Source organism: Acinetobacter sp. CIP A162 (assembly GCF_000367905.1).
Taxonomy (GTDB): Bacteria; Pseudomonadota; Gammaproteobacteria; order Pseudomonadales; family Moraxellaceae; genus Acinetobacter; species Acinetobacter lwoffii.
This window is the reverse complement of the sequence record NZ_KB849159.1, coordinates 613,738-639,693: the sequence shown is the minus strand read 5'-3', so window position 1 is coordinate 639,693 and position 25,956 is coordinate 613,738. Positions and strand designations below refer to the sequence as shown.

Below are 25,956 nucleotides of genomic sequence, written 5' to 3'. Positions count from 1 at the left end.
GACAAGCTAGGATTAATAAAAAGGATTATTTGTAGACTCATCTGCAACTCCAGACTTGGACGATGTTTCAGATGATGAAGCTGAAGGTTTCGATGCCCCTTCAGGCTTGATATGTTGTAGTGCGCCATTCGCGGCTTCTTTCGACATTTGAGTCGCCCAAGGCGCATAAGGCAATAAGGCTTGAATAAACTTGGACTGTTTCCAGTGCGGCGAGCTTTCTACCCACGGACCAATCCCCTGCATGGTAATCAGAACAATCAGCAAACCTTTCAGGCTACCAAAGACACCACCAGCCAGACGGTTGAGAGGACCCAGTTTAAGACTCTTTAAAATACGGTTCAACAGTGCAGTAACGATCCAGGTCAGAACTACAATCAGCAGGACGATAAAGGCGAAGGCCGCAATCTTTTGTACAACTGGATCTGTACTCAGAGCAACCATAGACGGCGCAAGTAGCGTTGAATATTTTGCCGCAACAATCAGGGCAAAGATCCATCCCACTAAGTTCGCAAAGGCTTTAATAAATCCTTGACGCAAACCGTTGAGCCCTCCAATGAGCAAGATAATCAGTAGAAAGATATCAATGACATTCATAGGATTTAAAGTGCGTCTACACAATCTTTTACAAGTTTAGGTCCAGTATAGATGAGGCCACTATAAACCTGTACAAGGCTGGCGCCTGCCTGTTTCTTGGCAACAGCATCTGCACCTGAAAGAATACCACCCACACCAATCAATGGAATTTGTCCTTTTAATACCGCAGCAAATGCAGCCAGACATGCGGTACTTTTCTCAAATACTGGCGCGCCAGACAAACCGCCCGCTTCCTCTGCATGCTCCAGACCCTCTACCCCTTCACGTGACAGTGTGGTATTGGTCACGATCAGACCATCGATCTTGAATTGCAATAACTGTTTGGCAATAAAGGCAATATCGCTGTTATCCAGATCAGGCGCCACTTTCAGTACCAAAGGTACATAATGCTGGTATTCCTGAGCCAATTCAAGCTGACGCTTCTTCAATGTTTCCAGCAGTTCGGTGAGTGCATCACCACTTTGCAGGCTGCGCAGGTTTTTGGTATTGGGAGAAGAAATATTGACGGTAATATAAGAAGCATAATTATAGACTTTTTCTAAACAGATGAGGTAATCATCTACTGCTTTTTCTACCGGAGTATCAGCGTTTTTACCGATATTAATACCGAGAATGCCTTTAAATTTGGCAGCTTTGACATTTTCAACCAGCTGATCCACGCCATCATTATTAAAGCCCATACGGTTAATAATGGCTTTGGCCTGTGGTAAACGGAATAAACGCGGATGAGGATTGCCGGCTTGCGGTCGCGGGGTAATGGTACCAATTTCAATAAAACCAAAACCTTGACCGGCAAGGGCGTCAATATAGGCACCATTTTTGTCCAAACCTGCCGCAAGACCTACCGGATTGGGAAATTCGATTCCCATACAGGTCACAGGTTTCGCAGCAACGTTTTGACGCATCAAGCCCATTTTATGGGATGATTTCAATAGTGATAATGTCAGCTCATGTGCACGCTCTGGTGCTAAAGAAAACAACAAAGGGCGGGCTAGAGAATACAACATATCCAGAAAAGTCTACTGCTTTTTAAGTCGGCATATTATAGGCATAGGCTGACTTAAAAACCATGCTTTGCAAATCTTTATTTTTACCGTTTATTGTATGGTCGCCGTTAATTTAATCTGTCCCGCCTCATTATTTAGTTCCATTTTCTCGATACTTAGCCCCATTTGTGCCAGCTGAGTCAGGAAATTTGCCAGTACTGCATAATTTTCATGCATGACCGCCAATTGAATTTTTCCTTCCATTTGCTGGGAAGCCACCGACAATCCTTGCTGCTGTGCGACTCGCTGTACTTTCTCCGCTGCATCCAGTTGGGTGTCCCCAGCCGGTTTCATGGTTACTGCATTACTTTGCATCCAAACAATGGTATCTTTCAGCTGATTTAAGCGTTTTTGCTGGGTATCTGCCGCCTGATGCATATACCAGAGTGCAGAACCGACTGCCGCCACAATCACAAAAACAGTGGTAAAAATCACCATTACCCGTTCACGTACCGACAAGCTGTCCAGATAATCACTCAGTTTTTCAAAAGACTGATCCATACGATTTTGTAGCGCTTCAATGCCTTTCATTATTGAATCCTCACCAGTCCGATCGCAGCTGTTCCGCTGGCCTGAATATTCCCCAGCTCCACCTTAAAGCCTTGCTGGCTTAATTGTGTGGTCAGTGCATTTAACGTTTCTGATGAATTGGCTTTAAGCTCCATACTTAACACAGAAGCATCATAATTCACCCGTTGTGCCACAATCTGATTTTGCATCAAGACTGGCCCCACCCGACTAATCAGCTGCAATGCATGCGTATCTGCAATCTGGCTTTGACGCAACTGCCCTTCAAACTGACTTTTGATATTCTGCTCAGTGACCGGATAATTTTGTCCAAACCAGTATTTAAACTGGTCGATGGCTTGCGCGGCGGTCTGATTCGCCACTTTCTTATATTGATACCAGCGCACAGCATCATAACTAAACTGCAATACTAAAATACCCAGAAAAACCGCCGCGCAGGCTTTCCAGTAGCCGGAAATAGCGCCATTGGATTTTGCTTTAGGCAAGACATTAAACGGATGCTGTTTCGGTTTTTTTAGTACAGGAATTCCATATTGGAAAGACTCCAGTTGCTCCTGAGTGACCAGTGCTTCAAGACTACGCAACTGCTCCTGATTCAGATTGCTCACCTTATAGCTGAGATCCTTGGGCTGATAATCCAGATAAAGGCTTAGATCATCCAGCGACTGGCCGATATATTCCGACTCGCGCACCAGCAAACGTCCACCGATTTGCGCAATCACACGCTGATTGGCATCAGGAACAGGCAGCACCAAAAAGTCCGGTAACAAAGCTGCCAGCTTGACTGGGATCAGGCTTAAAGCATGTTGCAAGGTCTCAAGCGTAGAATTCGCAACCCCCATAATGCTGATCTGATCCGGCTGCTGAAAATGATGTAGCACTTTCATAGCATCTACCGGCAGCACCACGTATTCTTCAAGCAAATATTTAATGCCATCATTGCCCATTTTCTTATATTGGCTCTTGGGCAAGGTCTGCTGCAAAATTTGCACATGACGGCTCGGAAAAAACACCACCGCCTCTTCGCCATGATGAGCCTGTATATCCTGAATCAGCTGCTCAAGTGTGGCTGCAGTGTTCCAGAATTCCCCAGTTGACCATTGCCAAACCCCATTGGCTTCAGGCATCCATAAATACAACATCGATTGTGTTCTGCCGTTTTAATTAATTTTTTATAGTGTAGGAATAAAACTTTTAATCTGTGTGGATAAGCCCTGGGCAATCACCGCCTGATCATAAATGCGTGCTTCTGCCAATGCATAGGGATGAAAAGATTCAGCCAGCAGAATGGAAGACATATGGGCCACCACATTCATATGACACACCACTACAATCGACTCATAAGGCAGTTGCGATAACCATTCCACTGCGACTTTGGCATCATCATCCGGTTTGATCGTATTACAGATCACCACCGGCACATCTTTAAAATACTGCTGCAAATGTGCCAGAGTTTCCTGCGCTCGCAATAACGGACTGACCACAAAGACTTCAGGCTTAATCAGATCCTTTAAGAACTGCGCAGTTTGCTCAGCCTGTTGATGACCACGCTCCGTTAAAGGTCGCTTGGTGTCATTACCATTGACCGGTGGTGCGGCCTCGCCATGTCGAACTAAAGTCAGTTGCATTTGATTTCCTTATATTCTTTTGCCTGCATGATAAGCAGCGAATATGACAATTCGCAGACAGTCCCTGTGTTATAGATCAGACTTGATGATGTGGCAAGACAAATTCAACATCACTGCGATGACCGTTTTTCATCAATGACAATGCAATATTGAGTGGCGGCGCACCTTCAAAAATCACATCATACAAGGCCGAGGTAATCGGCATATACACATCGAGCTCTTCCGAACGTGCCTTGACCTGTACAATGGTATTAATCCCTTCTGCCGTTTGCCCCAACTCAGTCGTTGCTTGCTCCAAGGTTTTACCTTTACCAAGCGCATAACCCACCTGATAATTACGGCTAAGAGGGCTGCTACAGGTAGCGAACAAATCACCCACACCTGAAAGCCCAAGGAAAGTCAGCGGATTAGCACCGAGTTTTACTGCAAAACGGCTCATTTCGGCCAAAGCACGGGTCAGGATCATACTCTTGGTATTTTCACCCACGTTATACGCAGCAGCCATGCCCATCGCGACAGCATAGATATTTTTTAATGCGCCCCCGAGCTCTACGCCATGCACATCATCACTAGCGAATACGCGGAACAAGGCGCTATGTAAGGCTTGTTGTACCGCATAACGCACCAGCTCAGATTGGCTGGCAATCACGGTTCCTGCCGGCTGTCCTGCCACAATTTCCTTGGCCAAGTTCGGTCCTGATAACACACCATAAGGCACTTCAGGCAACACTTCGCGAATAATATCGCTCATGAAACTAAAGGTTTTGGCTTCAATACCCTTGGTCAGCGAGATCACGGCTTGCGACGTGATAAAAGGTTTGATTTGCTGCAAGACATCCCGGAAAGAATGACTCGGAATAGCGACTAAAATAATATCTCGATCACGCACAGCCTGTTCCAGGTCTGACACCGCCAGCAGATTTTCTTCTAACTTAAAATCTGGCAAATAGCGTTTATTAATATGCGTGGCATTAATATCTGCCGCAACTGCTTCGTCACGAATCCAGATCATGGTATTGCAACCATTACGCACTGCAGTATTGGCCATTGCAGTACCAAAACTGCCCCCACCCAATACTGTGACTCTTAAAGCTGTCTTATGATCAACTGCAACCGGTTCTACCAGTTTTGAGAAATTTAATTCTGACATCTTATTTTTTAATATCCTGTTATACCGTGCCAACTAGCTGTTCTGGTTCCAATAACTTACAAAATCACTGGTTCGAACCTCTGCGCGTGCTGGAATTGCTTTTGCTGCAGTGCCAATATAAATAATCCCCGAAACCAGATCATCTTTTGAAATTCCCAATGCCTGCTTAAACAGACCAGACTCGACTACAGCCCCACTGCGCCACATGGTCGAGAAACCCTGAACCTGAAGTGACAACAGAAAATTTTGAATGGCTGCGCCTGAACTAAGGATTTGCTCAAAATGAGGAACTTTAGGATGATCCTGCAAACGCGTTAAGGCAAGTACCAATAAAGGCGCACGAAATGGATGATTTTTAACACGCTCAATCTGCGCTGTTTCAGTTTCACCCAAATCGACGAGCGCCTGCGACAGCAACTCTCCAAAAGCTTCACGCTGATTATCTGGAACCACCACAAATGTGGTCGGCTTGAGCCGATGATGATCGGGTGCAGTTAATGCCGCCTGAAAGGCTTTTTCCAGTTGTTCTGCATTCGGTGCCGGTGCCAGCAGATGACCAATCGATTGTCGTTGGTGAATATTTTGATGAACGATGTCAATCGCAGATTCCGTCATTGCCTTGTATATCTACACTTAAAAACTATACTCAAGATTAGCATATTCAAAGAAAAATACGCTAGAAACTTCATAGCGATTCAGCACGCTCATCAACACTTAAAAATAAACTTGCTTGGTTTTTCAAGCCCGTACTGCTCTATTTTTCACCTAAGTCACATAGAGCTATACCAAAAATTGCCAAACCTATACAACAGCTACAAAATCTGCGCTGCTTGCTGTGTTGAAATATTCAGCATCGTATTTACTTGAGATTTTATGATGAAAAAAACAATCGCTTTCAGCGGATTAGCTATTTCTGCATTACTGCTTACTGCTTGTGCCTCAAACCCGACTGCATTGGCAGTGCAAAAGGAAAATAACCAGTATGAGGTGACCGGATTAGGTAAAAATCAACTGACCTCGAAAAACAATGCGATTACTGCGGCCAATAAAGCCTGTGGCTCTCGATCAACCCCAATTATTGTGGATGAAAAGACAGCTTATAACGGCGCTTTAAAAGGCGTGGTCGATGAACAAACAGGTCAGATGATCCAGGCAGCAGCTACCGTTCTCGGGAATATCGCAGGTACCAATACCGGTTTAAACCAGAATGATGATTATCAGACGGTTCTTACATTCCGCTGTCAGGCCAAATAAGCTAATAAACCATAGCGCAATAAAAAACCGCTCTTAAAGAGCGGTTTTTCTATGGTCTGGATTAACAATAACCTTCCAGACGGGTCAAAGGCAATTTTTGACCAATGGCTTTTTCAATTTCCGGAAGATAGAACGCATCATCTTCGGACAAGAAACTGATACTTACACCTTGCGCACCGGCACGGCCTGTACGACCAATACGATGTACATAATCATCTGACTGTTCTGGCAAGGTAAAGTTCACCACATGGGATACGTTATCTACATGAATACCACGTCCTGCCACATCCGTCGCAATCATAATATTATGCTGACCATTTTTAAATTGATCTAACATTTTCGTGCGTTTATCTTGCGCGATTTCACCAGACAACATCACCACCTTATAACCATCCCGTTTTAAATGATCATAAAGTTTGCGTACCTGATCCCGACGGTTAGCAAAAATCATGACTTTCTCAATCGGCTCATCACGCAGAATTTCTTGCAACAATTTATATTTATCTGATTTTGCCACCATATAAACCCGTTGCTCGACATCAGCATTGGTTTTCTTTTCTGGCTCAATTTCAACCGTAACCGGTTCAAACAGCCATTGCTGCGCAAGATTCAACACATCATAGCTAAATGTTGCGGAGAACATTAAAGTCTGACGCTGCTCTTTACGCGGCGAGAAACGTACAATCCGTTTAACCGATGGAATGAAACCCATATCCAGTAGACGGTCTGCTTCATCAATGACTAAAAATTCAATCTGATCCAGCCAGACTTCTTTTTGTTCTACAAAATCAATCAGACGACCTGGTGTAGCCACCATAATATCGACAGGCGCTTTATTAAGCTGGTTCTTTTGCTTGTCAAAATCCACACCACCCAGCAAGGTCACCACATGCAAACCCGCATATTTCGCCAGGTGCTGTGCATCGCTTTCAATTTGCAATGCCAGTTCACGGGTCGGTGCCAGAATTAGCGCGCGCGGCTCACCACGATAACGTTGTTCCTGAATCGGATTATTTAACAGATCGTTCATGATACTAATTAAAAAGGCCGCAGTTTTACCTGTACCAGTCTGTGCACGACCAATTGCATCATGTCCTGCCAGCGTGAATTTCAAAACCTTCTGCTGGATAGGCGTCATGGTGGTAAAGCCTAAAGCATCAATCGCTTTTTTTAGATTGGGATGTAAATTTAAGGTTTCAAAACCAGATGACATAAAGCGGTGCTCTAATTGGGTAATCACTAAGATAGGAATAGTATAAACAAAAAACGCCCCAAGTTATATTGGAGCGTTTTCTTTTTAGCTTAATCCGAAGATTAGTCTAATGGTTGAACTTCTTCAGCTTGAAAGCCTTTTTGGCCTTTAACAACACTGAATTCAACACGTTGGCCGTCACGAAGTGAACGGTGACCGTCACCTTGGATAGCACGGAAATGAACGAATACGTCATCGCCGCCATTACGTTGAATAAAGCCGAAGCCTTTAGTATCGTTAAACCACTTAACTACGCCTTGTTCGCGAGCAGCTGTCATAAGTTAATCCTCATTGAAACTAAAAGAAGGACCACCCGGTGTTGCAAACAGCAGAGCAAACAAGTTTGAAAATATTATTTTTAAGCTTGTAATCATTCTGTAAAACTATCAACAAAATCCCGGTTACATCCATTTATGTAATAGGGTGAAAAACAATCACTTTGTTTATTCAAAGTCCCAAATACGCAACGAGCTTAACATGGGTTTATCACAATTAATAGATTTTTTTTAGCATGTTCTGTTTGATTTAGTTATTTTTTTCATGAAAATTGTCAAAAGACTTTATAAAGTCATTTAGATCTTCTTTTTCTGAAACCAGTTTGGTTCTGGCATCATATTTGCTACTATTTATAGCCTTTTCTGCTATCTAAATAAAACCGCAATGTCCGAATATCCAGCGCAATTCAGCCTTATAGACGCTATGGGAAAACCGTGCCCGATGCCGCTATTAATGTTAAAGCGCGCACTAAAGGCCGGAAATCAGAAAACATTCCTGCTGAAATCATCTGATCCGCATAGCCAGACAGATGTCAGCCGCTATTGTCAGCTGCATCAGCTCAAGCTTGAATCTAAAAAAATTTCTGATACAGAGTTTCACTACTTAATTGAATCTTAAAAATTTTCAATTAAACTGTTGATCTTCACTTTCGTATACTTTTTTACATTTCTCTACCCAAATATCCATTATTTGCGGAGAGATTGGATTAAGATAAAACCTAGTTTAGGGTTATCCCGCACTTCAAGGAGAACACATGAGTGACAGCCGCAATCAGTTAATGCCCCTGTCATTATCGGCGCCAGGTGTCAACCTCGGTGCTTATATCAGCACTGTCAATCAGATTCCGATTTTAACGGCCGAACAAGAAAAAGAGTTGGCTGAACGCTATTATTATGACCAAGATTTAGATGCAGCGAAAATGCTGGTCATGTCGCATTTGCGTTTTGTAGTACATATTGCGCGTAGTTATGCAGGTTATGGTTTGCCACAAGGTGACCTGATTCAGGAAGGCAACCTGGGCCTGATGAAAGCTGTAAAACGTTTTGACCCGAATATGGGCGTACGTCTTGTGTCATTTGCCGTGCACTGGATCAAGGCGGAAATTCACGAATATGTGATCCGTAACTGGCGTATTGTGAAAATCGCCACCACTAAAGCGCAACGTAAACTGTTCTTTAATCTGCGCAGCCTGAAGAAATCATCGAAAAAGTTGACGCTCGCAGAAGCACAGTCTATTGCCAATGATTTAAATGTCACACCAGAACAAGTACTGGAAATGGAAGGCCGTCTGACGGCGTATGATGCGGCTTTTGATGCTTCAAGCGATGACGACGATGAAGGTTCAACCCATGTGGCACCAGCATTATATCTTGAAGATAACCGTTATGACCCGGCTCGTCTGATTGAAAATGAAGACTATGAGGAGCAAAGTACCTCTGCTCTGCATGAAGCCATGGATCAGCTCGATGATCGTTCACGTAATATCTTGCAGCGTCGCTGGCTAGATGACGAGAAATCGACCCTGCACGAACTTGCAGCCGAATATAATGTTTCTGCGGAACGTATTCGTCAGCTGGAAAAAAATGCCATGGAAAAAATTAAAGTGGCGATGTCATCCAATTAACACCAAATTCTGTTACTGATTTACCTCGAAAAAGCCTTCTTTGATGAAGGCTTTTTTATGTCCGCATTTTGAATTTATGCTAAGGTTGAGCGCAAACTTTATCAGGAAGATCAATTCAAATGTGGATTGCGATTTCAGCACTTAATTTGGCACTTGCAGTCATGCTCGGTGCTTTTGGTGCACATGGTTTAAAAGCGCGGGCGACTGAAGCACAGCTCGGCTGGTGGCAAACGGCAACGGATTATTTTTTCTATCATGCCTTAGGACTATTGATTCTTTCTTTACTGGCGAAAGTCATCCCTGCATTGCCCATTCAATGGAGCTTCGGTCTGATTCAGGTCGGCATTTTACTGTTTTCTGGCTCACTGTATATCATGGCCTTAGGATTACCCCGCGGTTTAGGTGCTATTACGCCCATCGGCGGGGCTTTAATGATTGCCGGATGGTTAATTCTGGCCTGGAATGCTTTAAAATACGCCAGATAAGTTTGAACAACACTTAATCATGGAGGGTTGCTAGAATGATGATTTACATCAATGGCGAACAACAGGAAACTCACTGCAAGAATCTGCTGGAACTGATTCAGAGTATGGCGCTTGAGGGTAAGCGTTTTGCAGTTGAAGTCAATGAAATGATTATTCCTAAAAGCAGATTGGGCGATACGCCAATTTGCGATACAGACAAAATAGAAATTATTCACGCGGTCGGTGGCGGCTAATACTCGGGACAATTATGCAAGATTTATTACAGATTGGTTCACGCCAATTCCAGTCACGCCTTTTGGTAGGCACGGGCAAATACAAAGATTTAAATGAAACTCAGCAGGCCATTGAAACCAGTGGTGCAGAGATTGTCACTGTCGCTATTCGCCGTGTCAATATTGGCCAAGATCCTGACCAGCCGAATCTGCTATCAGTGATTCCTCCGGAAAAATATACCATTTTGCCGAATACTGCAGGTTGCTTCGATGCCAATAGTGCCGTCCGCACCTGTATGCTGGCGCGTGAGTTGCTCGATGGCCACAATCTGGTCAAACTTGAAGTTTTAGGTGATGAAAAAACGCTTTATCCAAACGTGACTGAAACATTGAAAGCCGCTCGTACCTTGATTGACGATGGCTTTGAGATCATGGTTTATACCTCGGATGATCCAATCGTGGCGCAAGAGCTGGAAAGCATGGGCTGTGTTGCGATTATGCCATTGGGTAGCCTGATTGGTTCTGGTCTGGGCATTCTGAATCCACACACCCTGTCAATCATCAAGGAAAATGCCAAAGTTCCTGTCCTGGTCGATGCCGGTGTCGGTACAGCAAGTGATGCCGCGATTGCGATGGAACTGGGTTGTGATGGTGTACTCATGAATACGGCGATTGCAGCTGCACAAAATCCGGTCTTGATGGCATCTGCGATGAAAAAAGCAGTTGAAGCAGGCCGAGAAGCTTTTCTTGCAGGCCGTATGCCGCGCAAGCGTATGGCCAATGCCAGCTCGCCGGAAACCGGCTATTTCTTTAAATAAATTTTCATCAACAAAAATAAAGGACTCGATGGAGTCCTTTATTTTTCCAGTAATTAAGGAATCAGACCTTCATCACGCATGGCAATCTGTACAGACTGACGTTCTGCCACCTTATTACGGATATGAATAATATTTTTATATGGACTCAGATCATGCTCAATCTGGTTCGACCAGTTGGTCAAGACAAACAGATAAGCATCCGCAGGGCCAAAGTTATCATCCACCAGATAATCATTGTCTGATTCACCAATCGCTTTATCGATATAACTTAATAGGCGATCAACCTCTGCATAGGCTTTTTTCTTTTCATCGTCGGATAACTTGCCACCGAAGAACACCGCATAGGCATCATGTAGTTCAGAATTCAGATAACCTAGCCATTCAAGTACCTTGGCACGTCCCATGCCCGATGGCGGAATCAGATCTTGTTTTGGATCGTGTTGAGCAAGAAACGGTAGAATTGCAACATTTTCTGTCAGGATCAGACCAGGGTTAATTTCTAACGCTGGTACATAACCTTTAGGATTAACTTCGTAATAATCCGTACCTTTTTCTGTTTTATGTGTTTTTAAATCAACACGTTCCAAATCAAAATCGACATTAATTTCATTTAAAATAATATGTGCTGCCAGTGAGCAGGCACCTGGTGAATAGTAAAGCTTCATTTCTGATCCTTGTTATACACTTCTCAATGTTTTAAATCGCTTCTGACAAACTTTCAAGTGATCAAACCTGTAAATTGCAAAAAAGCGTAACTGTCACCTCAGGGCAGTTACTCATTCAATATTCAGGATATTCCGGGCTTTTGCAAGTCAATCTTGTGTAGATTTTTATCTCTATCTGTTTAACATACACAGGTTTTCCAAATTTAGATGATATTTCGTGATTAGCCTGAAAAAAGAAGAATGGTTTTCCAATATCCGCACAGATGTATTGGCAGGTCTGGTGGTGGGACTTGCCCTGATTCCTGAATCAATTGCCTTCTCTGCCATTGCCGGTGTCGATCCGCAAGTCGGTTTATATGCCTCTTTCTGCATTGCAGTATCCATTGCCTTTTTTGGTGGCCGTCCTGCCATGATCTCTGCGGCTACAGGCGCAATGGCACTTTTGATGATTACCTTGGTAAAAGAACATGGTTTGCAATATCTGTTGGCTGCCACAATTCTGACCGGCATCATTCAGGTCATTGCGGGTTATTTTAAAGTCGCTAAATTAATGCGCTTTGTATCGCAGGCGGTGGTATACGGATTTTTGAATGCCTTGGCGATCCTGATATTTGTGGCACAAATCCCGGAAATTAACCGGATGGATAGCACCGGTTATCTGTTTATTGCGATTGGTCTGGCAATTATTTATCTGTTTCCGTATATCCCGAAAATTGGCAAAGCCATTCCCTCACCTTTAATCTGTATTATCGTATTAAGCGGGTTGGCGCTGTTGTTAAGTGCAGATATGCGTACCGTGAGCGATCTTGGACAATTCCCGGATACTTTGCCAGTATTCCTGATTCCAGAAATTCCACTCAATCTGGAAACCTTGCAAATTATCCTGCCTTATTCCTTTACCTTGGCGACTGTCGGTTTGCTGGAAAGCATGATGACCACTACGGTCATTGATGAAGTGACCGGAACTGAAGGTGACCGTCATCAGGAATGTCGTGGTCAGGGTATGGCCAATATTGTCAGCGGCTTTATGGGCGGGATGGCCGGTTGTGCCATGATCGGCCAGTCAATTATCAATGTGTCTTCAGGGGCACGTACCCGTTTATCGACTCTGGTCGCTGGGGTATTTCTGCTCTGTCTGGTGGTATTCCTGAAAGACTGGCTGGCTTATATTCCGATGGCAGCACTGGTTGCAATCATGATTATGGTGGCATTTACCACCTTCCAATGGGGAGCAATCAAGCAATTCAGCAAACATCCACTGGAATTTAATACCGTGATGATTGCCGTGATTATTGTCGTGCTTGCCACTCATAATCTGGCACTCGGTGTATTTGTCGGCGTGCTGCTTTCTGCTCTGTTCTTTATTAATAAATTGGAAAGAACCGTACATGTGCATACACATTCGAATTCGGCTCATTCACGCAGCTATATTATTTCCGGACAGATATTCTTCAGCAGTACAGAAAAATTCTATCAGTTCTTTGATTTTAAAGAGAAGCTTGAGCATGTGGAACTGGATCTAACCCACGCACATATCTGGGACGTGACTTCGGTAAATATGTTGAATAATGTGATCCAGAAATTTAAAGCCCAAAATATAGACGTAACAGTAATCGGTTTAAATGAAGCCAGCAGTACACTGATTGACCGTTTTAGTAGCTGATGAACGATGATTAATAAAAGAGCCTCAATTGGCTCTTTTATTTTATCTGGAAGATCTCGCCAATTTTTATGGAGAAATACCGAGAAAAGTTTGACTTGCTCGGCTCAGGACTTAAAATACCGCATTCTGAATTTTTAGATTTGCCAAAGTTATGTCGAACGATCAATTAGACCAGCAAGTCGTGGAGCTGGAAAACTTAAGCGAGCACCGTGAAATCGTGACGTTTATGCGCCGCTCAATGCCGCTGAATACCTCTCAACGTACTGCGCTTGAACAATATGGTCACTTAATTTTGGAATATCCAGTCGGTGATTTGCGTCAGCACTTTGAACATCCTGAACGTCCTTTGACTGTAGAAATTGGTTTTGGTATGGGCCGTTCACTGGTATTGATGGCCAAAGCTAATCCTGAACGTAACTTTGTCGGAATTGAAGTCCATGTACCTGGAATTGCGCAGTGCGTGTATGAAGCAGGTATTGAAGGCCTAACGAACTTACGTGTGCTGGATGCTGATGCAATTCAGGTATTACGTGAAATGCCAGACAATAGTATTAATGCAGTTCAGTTATACTTCCCTGATCCATGGCAGAAAAAACGTCATTTTAAACGCCGCTTTGTTTCGCATGACCGTATGCCGCTGGTGGAGCAAAAGCTGGAGCTTGGCGGAACTTTCCATGCTGCAACGGACTGGGAACCGTATGCGGAATGGATGATAGAAGTATTGGAAGAACGTCCACGTCTGGAAAATCTGGCGGGCAAAGGCAATAGCTATCCTCGTCCGGAATGGCGTCCACAAACCAAGTTTGAACGTCGCGGGATTGAAGCAGGTCACAAGATTAATGATTTTATCTTTAAGAAAATTTCTTAATCTAAGACTCAAAAAAAGCGCTGATTATTCAGCGCTTTTTTATGGGAAAAATTTGGCTTTGAACCCTGCTTCGTAGATAAATTATCAGCTTCTTCATTTCTGATGACGCGTGAGAATCTGCTGGCTCAACAACTGATAGACATTTTGTAAATCTTCTCGCTGCATATTGGCTAACATCTGCTGATGCATATTCAAGATATTCTGATCACCACGCATCGCTGGGCCGGTCTGCATTTGTTTGGGATCATTCTGAGTGGCTTTATTGGCAGTTTCCAGCATTAAGGGATACAACAAACTGAAATCGACCTGTTGTACATCAACCACCTGCTTGGCCATGTCATAACAGTAATTGGCAAAATTACAGGCAAATACCGCTGCAAGATGCAAACTGAGACGTTGACTGGAACTATAAGTATAAACACGATTGCTTAGGCTATTTGCCAGTTCTAATAACAGGATTTGGTCCTGTTCATTCACCGCTTCAATCAACAGTGGCGTCTGCTGCCAATCAATCTGGCGTTCGAGACTAAAGGTCTGTAAAGGATAAAATACGCCTGCACGCGCATGCACATTTTTCAGTAAATTGAGATGGGTGCTGCCAGAGGTATGTACGATCAGATTCTGCTGTAGATACGGATGAATCTGTTCAATGACGTTGGCAATCGACTGATCACTGACCGCGATAATGACCAGATCCACCTCATGATCCAGCTGTTGAGGCTGAGCGATGGCCTGAGCGTTGAATTGCTCAGCCAGATATTGTGCTTTTTCTAGGGTTCGACTGTAGATCTGTACGATCTCATGGTGTGCTGACAATACAAGGGCAAGATGATATGCCACTCGCCCTGCCCCAATCATACTGATCCGCATCTGCTGTTCTTCCTGATAAATTACGCACAGCATGCCAATAAATAAAGATTGAGGCAATTGGCCTTGATGTTTCGAATAGACTTTAGAACTTTCGCAGGGTCAGAATCTGTTCACTTCGACCAAAAGGTCCATGAACATCATGCAGAATCCCGCTGGTCAGACCAATACCATCTTCACCATATTGCTGCACCACTTCCAGTCCCAGCCATTTACCCTGCGGCAGACGGTGCATATGAATCTGCAGGTCCAGATTCGGAAATCCCCAACCGGAATTCGGGTCTTGACGTGGCACGATGCCATTGGCCGTATCGACCATACCAAGCAAACGGCTAAAGTCTGTCGTCGGTTGGCCTTCTACCATGTCCAGCGAATTTCTTAACCAGACAATGCCCTTGCCTGCACGATGGTCGGCATGTGCCCGGGTTTCAATACTCTGGATATAACCGCCTGGCCAGCAACGCATACCCTCCCAAATAGGTAAATATTCTGGACTTTCGATCGGAAAGTCTTCCACTCCGGCAATGGCCTTGGTATCTGAAGTTAGCATTCTCCAGGCACGTGCCACAATGCAGGTTTTCCCATTGGCACACATTTCAGCTTCAACCAGTTCGATGGTTTTACCCGGACGGATCATGCGCGTGGTAATTGAAAACTCACCAAAGGCTATCAGGCCAAAAATATCCAGCCCGACCCGACCAATACGCATGTCAGCACGTGGCTGAAACTGTTCCAGTTCGACGCATAGAATACCGGTGGCTGGCGCCATGTGCTGCTCATGCGGATTCCATGCACCTTGTGCATGAATATTAGAACTATAATAGGCCGTGGTACTGCCATCTGCATGCTGTTCGCGCTGAATAAAACTGTAATATGCCGACATTGTTTTAATACTTCCCTGAATATTCTCTTAAACTTTAGAATTTGCAAAAAGTTCTTTGATCTTTATTTTCGTATCAAAAAGCCATGATAATTCATGATTTGACAATAAATCTTGCACTGTTTAAATCCGACTTTGGTTAAAAGCGCTTTAAAATTTTGTGCAGATAACAAGTGAAAATCCTGCTCCAAGCGTTCAACCATCTTGTTACTTTGCACCACGCTTAACCCTGTCTGTTGTGCCAGCTTCTGCATAATTTTGATGTCTTGCTGATCTTCGGGTTGCATCAGGTCATAGGTCAATGCAAGACCATTGGTTTTAAGACACTGCTGGATAGCCTGAAAAAATCCGTTTTTTTCGGAATTTGAAATGAAATGTGCCACCAGAATGGCTAACGCAGCATCAAACGTATCTGGCTGATTCAAATCTTGAATCATACTTTGGACGAATTTCACCCTTTGTCGATCTATAGAATTCAGATTTTTACTGGCCTGTTCCAGCATAGCTGCTGATGGATCAATTGCAGTAAAGGTCCAGTCTGGATAACGCTGCAATAAATAGGACAGTTCATAACCTGTTCCGCAACCTATTATCAATATATGAGCGGTTTTCAGGAGTTCAATGCTGAAAATTGCTTCAATCTGCTGATGCACCAGTTCATAACCGGGAATCAGTTTACGGATATGATCGTCATAACTAGCGACCACGACTTCACTGTGAAAGTTTTTTGCCATATTTTTACTCTAAATCTATGCACGAATCTAAAACTCAGGCGGGTCTTTAGATAGATTGAATATTTAAATCTTATAGCTTGATCTTATTTGCTGTTTTCTTGAAATTTGATCATAGGCCCGGCGACATGGAAGTCCCTTCAGCAAAATAAAGGGACTTTGCTTACTTTTGGCCCATCAAAAGTAAGAAAAGCCTGAACATTGATATCGAAGCCGTTATACAAATGGAGGCAATGCATGCATTAAATACTGCTTTGCCCCACTTAAGAATCGCATCAATATAATTTAAGCAATCTCTTTCAAGTTCAGCTCTTCACGCATAAATTCACGCAATTTGAACTTCTGCGCCTTACCTGAAGCCGTCATTGGAAATTCCTGGAAGAAACGCACATAACGCGGCACTTTGTTGTGAGAAATATGCTCCTTACAATACTGACGGATGGTTTCTTCAGTACATGGATCATTTTCATGCAGGATGATACAAGCACACAGCTCTTCTCCATATTTATGGTCTGGCACCCCAATTACCTGTACGTCCGAAACTGCCGGATGGGTATAAAGGAAATCTTCAATTTCTTTCGGGAACAGGTTTTCCCCTCCACGAATCACCACGTCCTTGATTCGGCCCTTGATTTTGACAAAGCCTTCATCATCCATTTCAGCGATATCACCGGTATGCATCCAGCGCGCCGCATCAATCACTTCCTGGGTTTTATCCTGATCTTCCCAATAACCGAGCATCACTGAATAACCACGTACACACAGCTCACCCAATTGGCCGCGTGGAACCACCTTGCCATTTTCATCGACAATTTTAACTTCCAGATGCGGATGTACCCGGCCAACCGTACTGACACGTTGCTCGACACTGTCTGCCGTTGAGCTTTGTGCACTGACGGGTGCGGTTTCAGTCATGCCATAACAAATCGTGATTTCAGACATATGCATCCGTTCAATCACGCGCTGCATAATTTCCTGCGGACATGGACTACCCGCCATAATCCCGGTACGCAGACTGGACAGGTCAAATTCGTCAAACTGTTCATGCTCAAGAATGGCGATAAACATGGTTGGCACACCATAAGCCGCGGTACATCTTTCCTGCTGAATGGCTTTTAAGGTTTCTAATGGATTAAACACGGCAGACGGATAAATCATGGCGGAACCATGCGTAATACAGGCCAGATTGCCCATGACCATACCAAAGCAGTGAAATAAAGGAACTGAAATACAGACACGGTCTTCTGGCCCTAAATGAATGGCTTCGCCAACAAAGTACCCGTTATTTAAAATATTATTATGGGTCAGCATGGTGCCTTTCGGATTGCCGGTGGTGCCCGAGGTAAACTGGATATTAATGGTTTCATCGAACTGCAGTTCACTGGAGATCTGTTGCAGTTGTTGCAGCTCTTGTTCGCCAGGCGAGCTCAGCAAATCCTGAAACCGGTGGATGCCGGTATGCTGCTGGTCATCAATTTTAATTACATGTTTTAAATGCGGCAGACGCTCTGCATTAAGGAACTTATCCTCGGTTTCCTGCAATTCCGGTGCAATTTTAGTCAGAATTTCCTGATAGTCCGTCGTCTTAAACTGCGCTGCAATCACCAGTCCCTTACAGGAGACCTTGTTTAGCACATATTCAAGCTCATTGCTTTTATAGGCCGGATTCAGGTTCACCAGAATAATGCCTGCCTTGAAGGCCGCAAACTGGGTAATGGTCCATTCCACACAGTTCGGCGACCAGATTGCCAGACGGTCACCTTTTTGCATACCTAGTTTCAGCAGCTGACAGGCAAAGGCATTGACCTGATCCTGTAGCTGCCGGTAACTGAGGCGTATGTTCTGATGCAAACTCACTACCGCATCACGTTCTGCATACTGCTCGCAAGCCTGATCAAATTTTTCACCAATCGTCATGCCCAATAAAGGCTGGCTGCTGGTTCCATAGGCATAGCTTAACCGTACTTGTGTCATTGAATCGATCTCCTTGATTCTTTGTAATTCTGATTTTCAACTTTACTAATTGTTTTATGACCACGACGACCTTGTCTGTGTACCGGTTTTTTGTGTGTTTATGCTTGTAAATTTTCCTCCTGCCCACGTACTGCGTTGACACAAAAATCGGCAATCTGTTTGACAAAGTGATCCTTATACTTCTGATCAAACATGACATTTCGGGACGGATTTAAAGGTTCAATCACGACAAAGGTCATGGCACCAACCACACCTAATGCTGCCGTATTCAAATCTTCAAATTCGAATTCTCCATTGACCTTTCCTTCGGCCAGAATTTCCTTAATGCTCTGCTTAAGCAGCTGCTTACTGCGAAAACGCTCATGTTCCATTTCCGGATCAACCGGTTCGAACATCAGTGAATACGCCAATTGGGGGCTATTCATGGCACGCTTGACAAAAGTTGTAACAGATTTTTGCAATTTCAGTTTTGGCGATAAATCTGACTCGGCAATATGGTTCAGAATTCCGACTTCATGCTGAATCGCGGCCGACAAAACCTCAATTAAAATCTGGCTTTTGCTTTCGAAATATCGATAGACCAGCCCTGTAGAAACGCCTGCGCGTTCTGCAATCGCCTGAATCGATGCCTCCTTCAAGCCCCCTTGAATAATCAGTTCACGAGCAGATTCCAAAATCGACAGGCGATTTTGTTCCATTCGTTCCTGCATCAATGATGATCTTTTATAACTCATAAAATTAATCTCAACAAGATAAAATGAATTGTAAATCATTTTGTGAATATAGATTCACTTTTTTATTTTTTCGTTGTATGTTAAAACCACAAGCACAACAACAATGCTTTTTTGGACACAACAAATATAACCTCAGGATGGATGAAGAATGAATTTACAAAGCTTGGATTTCGGTTTGGATGAAACTCTAATAGCGCTTCGTGATTCAGTGGCCGCATTTTGCGCCAAAGAAATTACCCCGATTGCTCAACAGGTTGACCGTGACAACGAGTTCCCTGCTCACCTTTGGAAAAAATTTGGCGAGATGGGCCTGCTCGGGCTGACAGTCAGTGAGGAATATGGCGGTTCAAATTTTGGTTATCTGGCGCACATCATTGCCATGCAGGAAATTTCCCGTGCTTCTGCATCCATTGGGCTGTCCTATGGCGCACATTCTAACCTATGTGTAAACCAAATTAAGCGAAATGGTACTGAAGAACAGAAACAGCGTTATCTGCCTAAACTGATTTCAGGTGAATATGTCGGTGCCTTGGCAATGTCTGAACCGAATGCAGGCTCGGATGTGGTGAGCATGAAACTGAAAGCAGAAGACAAAGGCGATCACTACCTGTTGAATGGTTCAAAAATGTGGATCACCAATGGTGGCGATGCCGATGTCCTGGTGGTCTATGCAAAAACCGATTTGCAAGCCGGTGCCAAAGGCATGACTGCATTTCTGGTTGAGAAAAATATGCCAGGTTTTAGCCACGGCACCCATTTGGACAAACTCGGCATGCGTGGTTCAAACACTTATCCGCTGTTTTTTGACAATGTTGAAGTTCCGAAAGAAAACGTCATGGGCGGCGTCGGTAATGGCACCAAGGTCTTGATGAGTGGTCTGGACTATGAGCGTGCTGTATTGAGTGCTGGCCCACTGGGGATTATGGATGCCTGTATGGATACCGTGATTCCATATATTCATGACCGTAAACAGTTTGGTCAGGCGCTGGGCGAATTCCAGTTAATGCAAGGCAAAATTGCCGACATGTATTCGACCTGGCTAGCCTGTAAGGCACTGGTTTATGCGGTCGGTGCTGAATGTGACAAAGCTGAGCATAGCCGTAGCCTGCGTAAAGATGCTGCCAGTGCCATTTTATATGCTGCTGAAAAAGCGACCTGGATGGCAGGAGAAACCATTCAGACTTTAGGTGGTAACGGTTATATCAACGAATTTGCTGCCGGCCGTTTATGGCGTGATGCCAAACTGTATGAAATTGGCGCCGGTACTTCAGAAATCCGCCGCATGCTGATTGGCCGTGAACTTTTCAACGAAACAGCCTAAACCTTAACACTTAGAATAAAACAAGGATGTTGGTCATGAATCAGTTATCGAGCAAAATCAATATACGTAGTGAAGAGTTTAAAACCAACCAGACTGCCATGCTGCAACTGGTGGATGACCTAAAACAGAAAGTTGAAAAAATTGCTTTGGGTGGTGGCGAAACTGCCCGTCAAAAACATCTGGACCGTGGCAAATTACTCCCCCGTGAACGGATTAATCATTTAATTGATCCAGGCACAGCTTTTTTGGAAATTGGTCAGCTGGCTGCCTATCAGGTGTATCAGGATGATGTTCCTGCCGCAGGTGTGGTCGCTGGTGTTGGTCAGGTCAAGGGTGTGACCTGCATGATCATCGCCAATGATGCTACGGTGAAAGGCGGTACTTATTATCCATTAACAGTGAAAAAGCATTTACGTGCCCAGGAAATTGCCGAACAGAACCATCTGACTTGTATTTATCTGGTGGATTCAGGCGGTGCATATTTGCCTTTACAGGATGAAGTATTTCCAGACCGCGATCACTTCGGCCGTATTTTCTACAATCAGGCACGTATGTCGAGCCAAGGTATCGCCCAAATTGCAGTGGTGATGGGCAGCTGTACTGCAGGCGGTGCTTATGTGCCTGCCATGTCAGATGAAACCATTATTGTCCGCAATCAGGGCACCATTTTCCTAGGCGGCCCTCCTCTAGTTAAGGCAGCTACTGGTGAAGTGGTGTCCAGTGAGGATCTCGGTGGTGGTGATGTGCATACCCGTTTGTCTGGCGTGGCTGATCATCTGGCTGAAAACGATGAACATGCACTTGCGATTGCCCGCAACATCGTGGCCAACCTGAACAAAAAGCCAAACAAGACCGCAGATGAAATCGAAGCGCCGCTGTTTGACAGTTCGGAACTGTACGGCATTGTGCCGAGTGACGCGCGCAAGCCTTTTGATATCCGTGAAGTGATAGCGCGTATTGTCGATGGCTCACGTTTTGACGAGTTCAAGGCACGTTTCGGCACTACCCTGGTGACCGGTTTTGCCAAGCTCTATGGCATGCCGGTCGGGATTATTGCCAATAATGGCATTCTATTTTCCGAGTCTGCCCAAAAAGGCGCACATTTTATTGAACTGTGTACCCAGCGCAATATTCCGCTGATTTTCCTGCAAAATATTACCGGGTTTATGGTCGGCCGCCAGTATGAAAATGAAGGCATTGCCAAAAATGGTGCTAAGCTGGTGATGGCCGTCGCCAATGCCAATGTACCGAAACTGACTCTAGTGATTGGCGGTTCTTTTGGTGCAGGCAACTATGGTATGTGTGGACGCGCTTACTCGCCACGCTTTATGTGGACCTGGCCAAACTCGCGTATTTCAGTGATGGGCGGTGAACAGGCCTCCAGCGTCTTGTCGACCTTAAAACGTGACCAGATTGAGCAAAAAGGCGGAACTTGGTCAGCTGAAGAAGAAGACCAGTTTAAACAACCAATCCGTGACCAATACGAACGCCAAGGCCACCCTTATTATGCGTCTTCGCGTTTATGGGATGATGGTGTGATTGATCCAGCGCAATCGCGTGAAGTCTTGGCCTTGAGTCTGGCTGCGGCACTGAATGCGCCCATCCAGCCAACCAAATTCGGCGTGTTCCGCATGTAAGGGGTGACAAAATGACATATCAATTTTTACAGCTCGAACAGCAGGATCAGGTCGCGACAGTCTGGATTAACCGTGCCGAACTGCACAATGCTTTTAATACCCAGGTGATTGAAGAACTGCATGCCTGTTTCCGGTCTTTAAATGACCATGATGATGTGCGTGTGGTGATTTTGGCAGGCCGAGGCAAGAGTTTCTCTGCTGGCGCGGATCTGAACTGGATGAAACAGGCAGGTCAGGCATCACAGGCAGACAACGAAGCGGATGCTCTCAAACTGGCAAAAATGCTGCAAAGTCTGGCGACCTTAAAACAGCCAACCATTGCCCGGGTACACGGCATTGCCTTTGGTGGCGGCATGGGGCTGGCCTCAGCCTGTGATATTTGTGTGGCCAGTACAGATGCCAAGTTTGCCACTTCCGAGGTTCGCTTAGGTCTGGCACCTTCGACCATCAGCCCTTATGTGATTCGTGCGATTGGTGCCCGTCAGGCCTCACGTTATTTCCTGACCGCCGAGCGGATTACTGCTGAACAGGCCAAAAGCATTGGTCTTGCGCATGAAGTTACTACACCAGAACAGCTCGACAGCAAAATTGATGAAATTGTGGAAGCACTTTTACTGGGTGGTCCTGCTGCACAGAGCGCATCGAAACAGTTGATCCAACTGGTTGACCAACAGGTTTTGACCGAAGATTTACTGCTTAAAACAGCACAGCATATTGCCCATATTCGCCAGGGAGATGAGGCGAAAAATGGACTGAATGCATTTTTGAACAAACAAAGCCCGGCCTGGATCAAGACCACGGCATAACAACAAGAAGGATCCTACGATGTTTGAAAAGATTTTAATTGCCAACCGTGGTGAAATTGCCTGCCGTGTCATTCGTACAGCGAAGAAATTAGGTATTGCTACTGTTGCCGTCTACTCCGATGCCGATGCACTATCACAACATGTCAAACTGGCCGATGAAGCGATCTATATTGGTGAATCGCCAGCTGCACAAAGTTATTTACAGATTGATCACATTATTCAGGCAGCCAAAAGCACTGGTGCTCAGGCAATTCACCCAGGTTATGGTTTCCTGTCTGAAAATGACCAGTTCGCCCTGGCCTGTCAGGACAACAATATTGTGTTTATTGGCCCACCAGTCGATGCCATTCTGGCAATGGGTCTGAAAGCCACCTCTAAAGCCCTGATGGAAAAAGCCGGTGTGCCTTTAACCCCCGGCTATCATGGTACCAATCAGGATGCCGACTTCCTGAAACAGCAGGCAGACAATATTGGTTATCCGGTATTGATTAAAGCCAGTGCCGGCGGTGGCGGTAAAGGCATGCGTCTGGTGGAACGCAGTGAAGATTTCCTGAGTTCACTGGCATCTTGTAAAAGTGAAGCACGTTCAAGTTTTGGCAATGAAGACGTTCTGATTGAACGCTATGTGATTCAGCCACGTCATATTGAAGTGCAGGTATTTGGTGATACCCACGGCAATTATGTACATCTGTTCGAACGTGATTGCTCGGTACAGCGCCGTCACCAGAAAGTGCTGGAAGAAGCGCCTGCACCGAAAATGCCGGAAGACAAACTTGAGGCGATGCGTCAGGCGGCAATCGATGCTGCGCGTGCAGTGAACTATGTCGGTGCCGGTACAGTCGAGTTTATCGTGGAGCAAGACGGCACAGCTTACTTCATGGAAATGAACACCCGTCTTCAGGTTGAACATCCAGTGACGGAAATGATTACCGGACAGGATCTGGTGGAATGGCAACTGCGCGTGGCTTTTGGTGAACCTTTACCGAAGCAGCAGCATGAGTTGCAGATTCATGGACATGCACTCGAAGCCCGTGTTTATGCCGAAGAACCGGAAAAAGGCTTTATTCCTGCGATTGGTCAGATCAGCTACCTGCATTATCCGGAGCAAAGTGACTGTGTACGTGTGGATAGCGGTATTGTCGAAGGCGATGAAATCAGCACTTATTATGATCCGATGATTGCCAAACTGATTGTCTGGGGCAAAAACCGTGAAGCAGCCCTAACCCAGATGCACCATGCACTGGGTCAGTTCCATGTTGATGGTCTGGGTAACAATATTGCTTTTCTAGATCGCCTGGTGCTGTGTGACTCGTTTAAAAATGCACATTTAGATACTGGCCTGATTCAGCGTGAAGAGGAATTCCTGCTCAAACCTTCTGCGGATATCAGTGCCGAACTGGTGGTCAGTGCCGCACTGATTGAATTCCTGGCACGTCAAGCACAGAATCCCGTTCCAAGCAATCCGGTGTGGCAGCAAAAAGCATTCTGGCGCCTGAACCAGCAAAATAGCCATACAGTGCAATTACAACGCAATGGCATTAACCTGAAAATTCAGTTCAGCACCCAAGATCAAGGCTTTGTTGCCAGCTATAACGGTCAGCAAATTCAGATTCAGGGTCAACTCGTCGATGCCCATACTTTAGCCTTGCAACTGGCGGGTAAACAGCAAAAACTGGCTTTTAGCCAGAGTGAGCAAGGCATTACCCTGTTCCAGAATGGTCAAGGCTATAAGTTTAATTACTTGAAGTCTGATTTTAATAATCAGGATGAACAAGGCACGGAAAATAACCTGATCGCACCAATGCCAGGTGTCATTACCCAGGTGCTCGTGGCAGCCAATGACAAAGTCAAAAAAGATGATGTGCTGATGACGCTGGAAGCCATGAAGATCGAATACTCGATTCGCGCACCGCATGACGGCATCATCGCAAGCTCATATTTTCAGAAGGGTGATCAGGTTAAAGCCGGTGATAAACTGGTCGAGTTCCAGCCTCTGGCGGAGGAAGTGGCATGACGGATTTTGTCAAAATCGTAGAGGTCGGGCCACGCGATGGCCTGCAAAATGAAAAAATACCTTTGACATTGGATGACCGGAAAAACCTGATTCTGGACCTGATGAAAACCGGTCTGCAGTCCATCGAAGTCGGCTCCTGCGTTTCAGCCAAATGGGTACCGCAAATGGCAGACAGTGATGTGCTCTTTGCCAGCCTACCCCAAGATCCGAATATTCAGTTCAGTCTGCTGACCCCAAATCTGAAAGGTTTTGAATCGGCACTGGCTGTGGGTTGCAAGGAAGTGGCGGTATTTACTGCAGCTTCTGAAAGCTTTACCCGCAAAAACATCAACTGCTCGATTGATGAAAGCTTCGAGAAGTTTGCCGATGTCATGGCAGCAGCCAAAGCCAATGATATTAAGGTACGTGGCTATGTTTCCTGCATGGTGGACTGTCCTTATGAAGGTGCCATTGATCCGAAGCAGGTGGTCAAAGTCACCCAGCGTTTGCTGGAGATGGGCTGCTACGAAGTGTCATTGGGTGAAACCATTGGTACTGCTACCCCGGACCGGGTAAAAAATGTCTGGGAAGCTTGTTTGGCTGAACTTGATGCCAAAGTGCTGGCCGGTCATTTCCATAATACCTACGGCATGGCGATTGCCAATATTTATCAGTCACTGTTGCAAGGCATTCGGGTCTTTGACTCCTCCATTGCTGGACTGGGTGGCTGTCCTTATGCCCAAGGTGCATCTGGCAATGTCTCGACCGAAGACCTGTATTACCTGCTCTCGAATATGGGCTTTGAAACCGGTATTCAGCTGGATGCACTCATGCAGGCCAGTCGTAATATCAGTGAAGTCTTGCAGCGCAATAATCCATCCAATTATGCCAATGCCTACTGGCAAAAAGCCTGTGCTTAACAATAAGCATGCTTGAGCAAAATAAACTTA

General features: G+C 45.0%; 28 protein-coding genes. 13 read left to right on the top strand and 15 right to left on the bottom strand.

Annotated features, from left to right (window positions below):
* Positions 1-12: 12 nt before the first annotated feature.
* The 7 genes from F995_RS09435 to F995_RS09405 all read right to left on the bottom strand — a co-directional run bounded on the left by F995_RS09435 (position 13) and on the right by F995_RS09405 (position 5,561).
* On the bottom strand, positions 13-594 hold the full coding sequence (locus F995_RS09435; protein ID WP_004646609.1) for a CvpA family protein: 582 nt from the start codon (positions 592-594) through the stop codon (positions 13-15).
* Positions 595-599: 5 nt separating this feature from the next.
* The gene (locus tag F995_RS09430; RefSeq protein ID WP_004646608.1) at positions 600-1,601 is read right to left on the bottom strand and encodes a quinone-dependent dihydroorotate dehydrogenase; all 1,002 of its coding nucleotides are present in this window, start codon (positions 1,599-1,601) and stop codon (positions 600-602) included.
* A 90-nt stretch (positions 1,602-1,691) separates the two neighbouring features.
* Positions 1,692-2,171 (bottom strand): type II secretion system protein GspM, encoded by a 480-nt coding sequence (gene gspM, locus F995_RS09425; RefSeq protein WP_004280088.1) that lies wholly within the window; start codon positions 2,169-2,171, stop codon positions 1,692-1,694.
* On the bottom strand, positions 2,171-3,310 hold the full coding sequence (gene gspL, locus F995_RS09420; RefSeq protein ID WP_004646607.1) for a type II secretion system protein GspL: 1,140 nt from the start codon (positions 3,308-3,310) through the stop codon (positions 2,171-2,173). The genes gspM and gspL overlap by 1 nt, the downstream gene beginning before the upstream one ends.
* 30 nt (positions 3,311-3,340) lie before the next feature.
* On the bottom strand, positions 3,341-3,796 hold the full coding sequence (gene sixA, locus F995_RS09415) for a phosphohistidine phosphatase SixA (protein ID WP_004646606.1): 456 nt from the start codon (positions 3,794-3,796) through the stop codon (positions 3,341-3,343).
* A 76-nt stretch (positions 3,797-3,872) separates the two neighbouring features.
* Positions 3,873-4,946, bottom strand: coding sequence for an NAD(P)H-dependent glycerol-3-phosphate dehydrogenase (locus F995_RS09410; protein ID WP_004280094.1), 1,074 nt, complete (start codon positions 4,944-4,946; stop codon positions 3,873-3,875).
* A 33-nt stretch (positions 4,947-4,979) separates the two neighbouring features.
* Positions 4,980-5,561, bottom strand: a complete 582-nt coding sequence (locus tag F995_RS09405) for a nitroreductase family protein (RefSeq protein ID WP_004646605.1) — start codon at positions 5,559-5,561, stop codon at positions 4,980-4,982.
* 258 nt (positions 5,562-5,819) lie between these two features.
* Between F995_RS09405 and F995_RS09400 the strand changes: the two genes are divergently transcribed.
* A complete protein-coding gene (locus tag F995_RS09400; RefSeq protein WP_004646604.1) occupies positions 5,820-6,200 on the top strand; it encodes a hypothetical protein in 381 nt (126 codons plus the stop codon).
* 61 nt (positions 6,201-6,261) lie between these two features.
* On the opposite strand, the gene rhlB is transcribed toward F995_RS09400, so the two are convergent.
* Together rhlB and F995_RS09390 are read right to left on the bottom strand one after the other, a co-directional pair.
* Positions 6,262-7,413 carry an ATP-dependent RNA helicase RhlB gene (gene rhlB, locus F995_RS09395; protein WP_004646602.1) on the bottom strand — a complete coding sequence of 384 codons (1,152 nt, stop codon included), beginning with the start codon at positions 7,411-7,413 and terminating at the stop codon, positions 6,262-6,264.
* A gap of 101 nt (positions 7,414-7,514) precedes the next feature.
* Positions 7,515-7,730, bottom strand: a complete 216-nt coding sequence (locus F995_RS09390) for a cold-shock protein (RefSeq protein ID WP_004280099.1) — start codon at positions 7,728-7,730, stop codon at positions 7,515-7,517.
* A gap of 382 nt (positions 7,731-8,112) precedes the next feature.
* Between F995_RS09390 and F995_RS09385 the strand changes: the two genes are divergently transcribed.
* The 5 genes from F995_RS09385 to F995_RS09365 all read left to right on the top strand — a co-directional run bounded on the left by F995_RS09385 (position 8,113) and on the right by F995_RS09365 (position 10,867).
* Positions 8,113-8,346, top strand: a complete 234-nt coding sequence (locus F995_RS09385; protein ID WP_026055754.1) for a sulfurtransferase TusA family protein — start codon at positions 8,113-8,115, stop codon at positions 8,344-8,346.
* A 136-nt stretch (positions 8,347-8,482) separates the two neighbouring features.
* Positions 8,483-9,352 carry an RNA polymerase sigma factor RpoH gene (gene rpoH, locus F995_RS09380; RefSeq protein ID WP_004280101.1) on the top strand — a complete coding sequence of 290 codons (870 nt, stop codon included), beginning with the start codon at positions 8,483-8,485 and terminating at the stop codon, positions 9,350-9,352.
* A 119-nt stretch (positions 9,353-9,471) separates the two neighbouring features.
* Complete coding sequence (locus tag F995_RS09375) at positions 9,472-9,837, top strand: DUF423 domain-containing protein (protein ID WP_004280103.1); 366 nt, start codon at positions 9,472-9,474, stop codon at positions 9,835-9,837.
* A gap of 35 nt (positions 9,838-9,872) precedes the next feature.
* A complete protein-coding gene (thiS, locus tag F995_RS09370; protein ID WP_004280105.1) occupies positions 9,873-10,070 on the top strand; it encodes a sulfur carrier protein ThiS in 198 nt (65 codons plus the stop codon).
* 14 nt (positions 10,071-10,084) lie between these two features.
* Positions 10,085-10,867, top strand: a complete 783-nt coding sequence (locus F995_RS09365; protein ID WP_004646601.1) for a thiazole synthase — start codon at positions 10,085-10,087, stop codon at positions 10,865-10,867.
* Positions 10,868-10,920: 53 nt separating this feature from the next.
* Here F995_RS09365 and F995_RS09360 read toward each other — a convergent pair whose 3' ends face one another.
* Entirely contained in the window at positions 10,921-11,532 is a 612-nt protein-coding gene (locus F995_RS09360; RefSeq protein WP_004646600.1) for a glutathione binding-like protein, read from the bottom strand.
* Between the two features lie 217 nt (positions 11,533-11,749).
* Between F995_RS09360 and F995_RS09355 the strand changes: the two genes are divergently transcribed.
* Both F995_RS09355 and trmB read left to right on the top strand, forming a co-directional pair.
* Positions 11,750-13,195: a SulP family inorganic anion transporter gene (locus F995_RS09355; RefSeq protein WP_004646598.1), complete on the top strand. Its 1,446-nt coding sequence runs from the start codon at positions 11,750-11,752 to the stop codon at positions 13,193-13,195.
* Between the two features lie 151 nt (positions 13,196-13,346).
* Positions 13,347-14,063, top strand: coding sequence for a tRNA (guanosine(46)-N7)-methyltransferase TrmB (trmB, locus tag F995_RS09350; RefSeq protein ID WP_004280110.1), 717 nt, complete (start codon positions 13,347-13,349; stop codon positions 14,061-14,063).
* A gap of 93 nt (positions 14,064-14,156) precedes the next feature.
* Here the strand turns inward: trmB and F995_RS09345 are convergent, their stop codons facing one another.
* From F995_RS09345 to F995_RS09325, 5 genes are all read right to left on the bottom strand, one after another.
* Complete coding sequence (locus tag F995_RS09345; protein WP_004280112.1) at positions 14,157-14,933, bottom strand: Rossmann-like and DUF2520 domain-containing protein; 777 nt, start codon at positions 14,931-14,933, stop codon at positions 14,157-14,159.
* Between the two features lie 82 nt (positions 14,934-15,015).
* Positions 15,016-15,813 carry a thioesterase family protein gene (locus tag F995_RS09340; protein ID WP_004646597.1) on the bottom strand — a complete coding sequence of 266 codons (798 nt, stop codon included), beginning with the start codon at positions 15,811-15,813 and terminating at the stop codon, positions 15,016-15,018.
* A 62-nt stretch (positions 15,814-15,875) separates the two neighbouring features.
* Positions 15,876-16,544, bottom strand: coding sequence for a class I SAM-dependent methyltransferase (locus tag F995_RS09335; protein WP_004646596.1), 669 nt, complete (start codon positions 16,542-16,544; stop codon positions 15,876-15,878).
* Between the two features lie 282 nt (positions 16,545-16,826).
* Positions 16,827-18,515: an AMP-binding protein gene (locus F995_RS09330; RefSeq protein WP_004646595.1), complete on the bottom strand. Its 1,689-nt coding sequence runs from the start codon at positions 18,513-18,515 to the stop codon at positions 16,827-16,829.
* A 98-nt stretch (positions 18,516-18,613) separates the two neighbouring features.
* A complete protein-coding gene (locus F995_RS09325) occupies positions 18,614-19,249 on the bottom strand; it encodes a TetR/AcrR family transcriptional regulator (RefSeq protein ID WP_005251442.1) in 636 nt (211 codons plus the stop codon).
* A 148-nt stretch (positions 19,250-19,397) separates the two neighbouring features.
* On the opposite strand from F995_RS09325, the gene F995_RS09320 reads away from it, so the two are divergent.
* The 5 genes from F995_RS09320 to F995_RS09300 are packed head-to-tail and all read left to right on the top strand — an operon-like array spanning position 19,398 to position 25,926.
* Positions 19,398-20,570, top strand: a complete 1,173-nt coding sequence (locus tag F995_RS09320) for an isovaleryl-CoA dehydrogenase (RefSeq protein WP_004646592.1) — start codon at positions 19,398-19,400, stop codon at positions 20,568-20,570.
* Positions 20,571-20,605: 35 nt separating this feature from the next.
* Positions 20,606-22,207 carry a carboxyl transferase domain-containing protein gene (locus F995_RS09315; RefSeq protein WP_004646591.1) on the top strand — a complete coding sequence of 534 codons (1,602 nt, stop codon included), beginning with the start codon at positions 20,606-20,608 and terminating at the stop codon, positions 22,205-22,207.
* An 11-nt stretch (positions 22,208-22,218) separates the two neighbouring features.
* Complete coding sequence (locus F995_RS09310; RefSeq protein WP_004646590.1) at positions 22,219-23,013, top strand: enoyl-CoA hydratase/isomerase family protein; 795 nt, start codon at positions 22,219-22,221, stop codon at positions 23,011-23,013.
* Positions 23,014-23,032: 19 nt separating this feature from the next.
* Positions 23,033-25,027 (top strand): acetyl/propionyl/methylcrotonyl-CoA carboxylase subunit alpha, encoded by a 1,995-nt coding sequence (locus F995_RS09305; protein ID WP_004646589.1) that lies wholly within the window; start codon positions 23,033-23,035, stop codon positions 25,025-25,027.
* On the top strand, positions 25,024-25,926 hold the full coding sequence (locus tag F995_RS09300) for a hydroxymethylglutaryl-CoA lyase (RefSeq protein ID WP_004646588.1): 903 nt from the start codon (positions 25,024-25,026) through the stop codon (positions 25,924-25,926). Before F995_RS09305 ends, F995_RS09300 begins: the two co-directional genes overlap by 4 nt.
* Positions 25,927-25,956 lie beyond the last annotated feature (30 nt).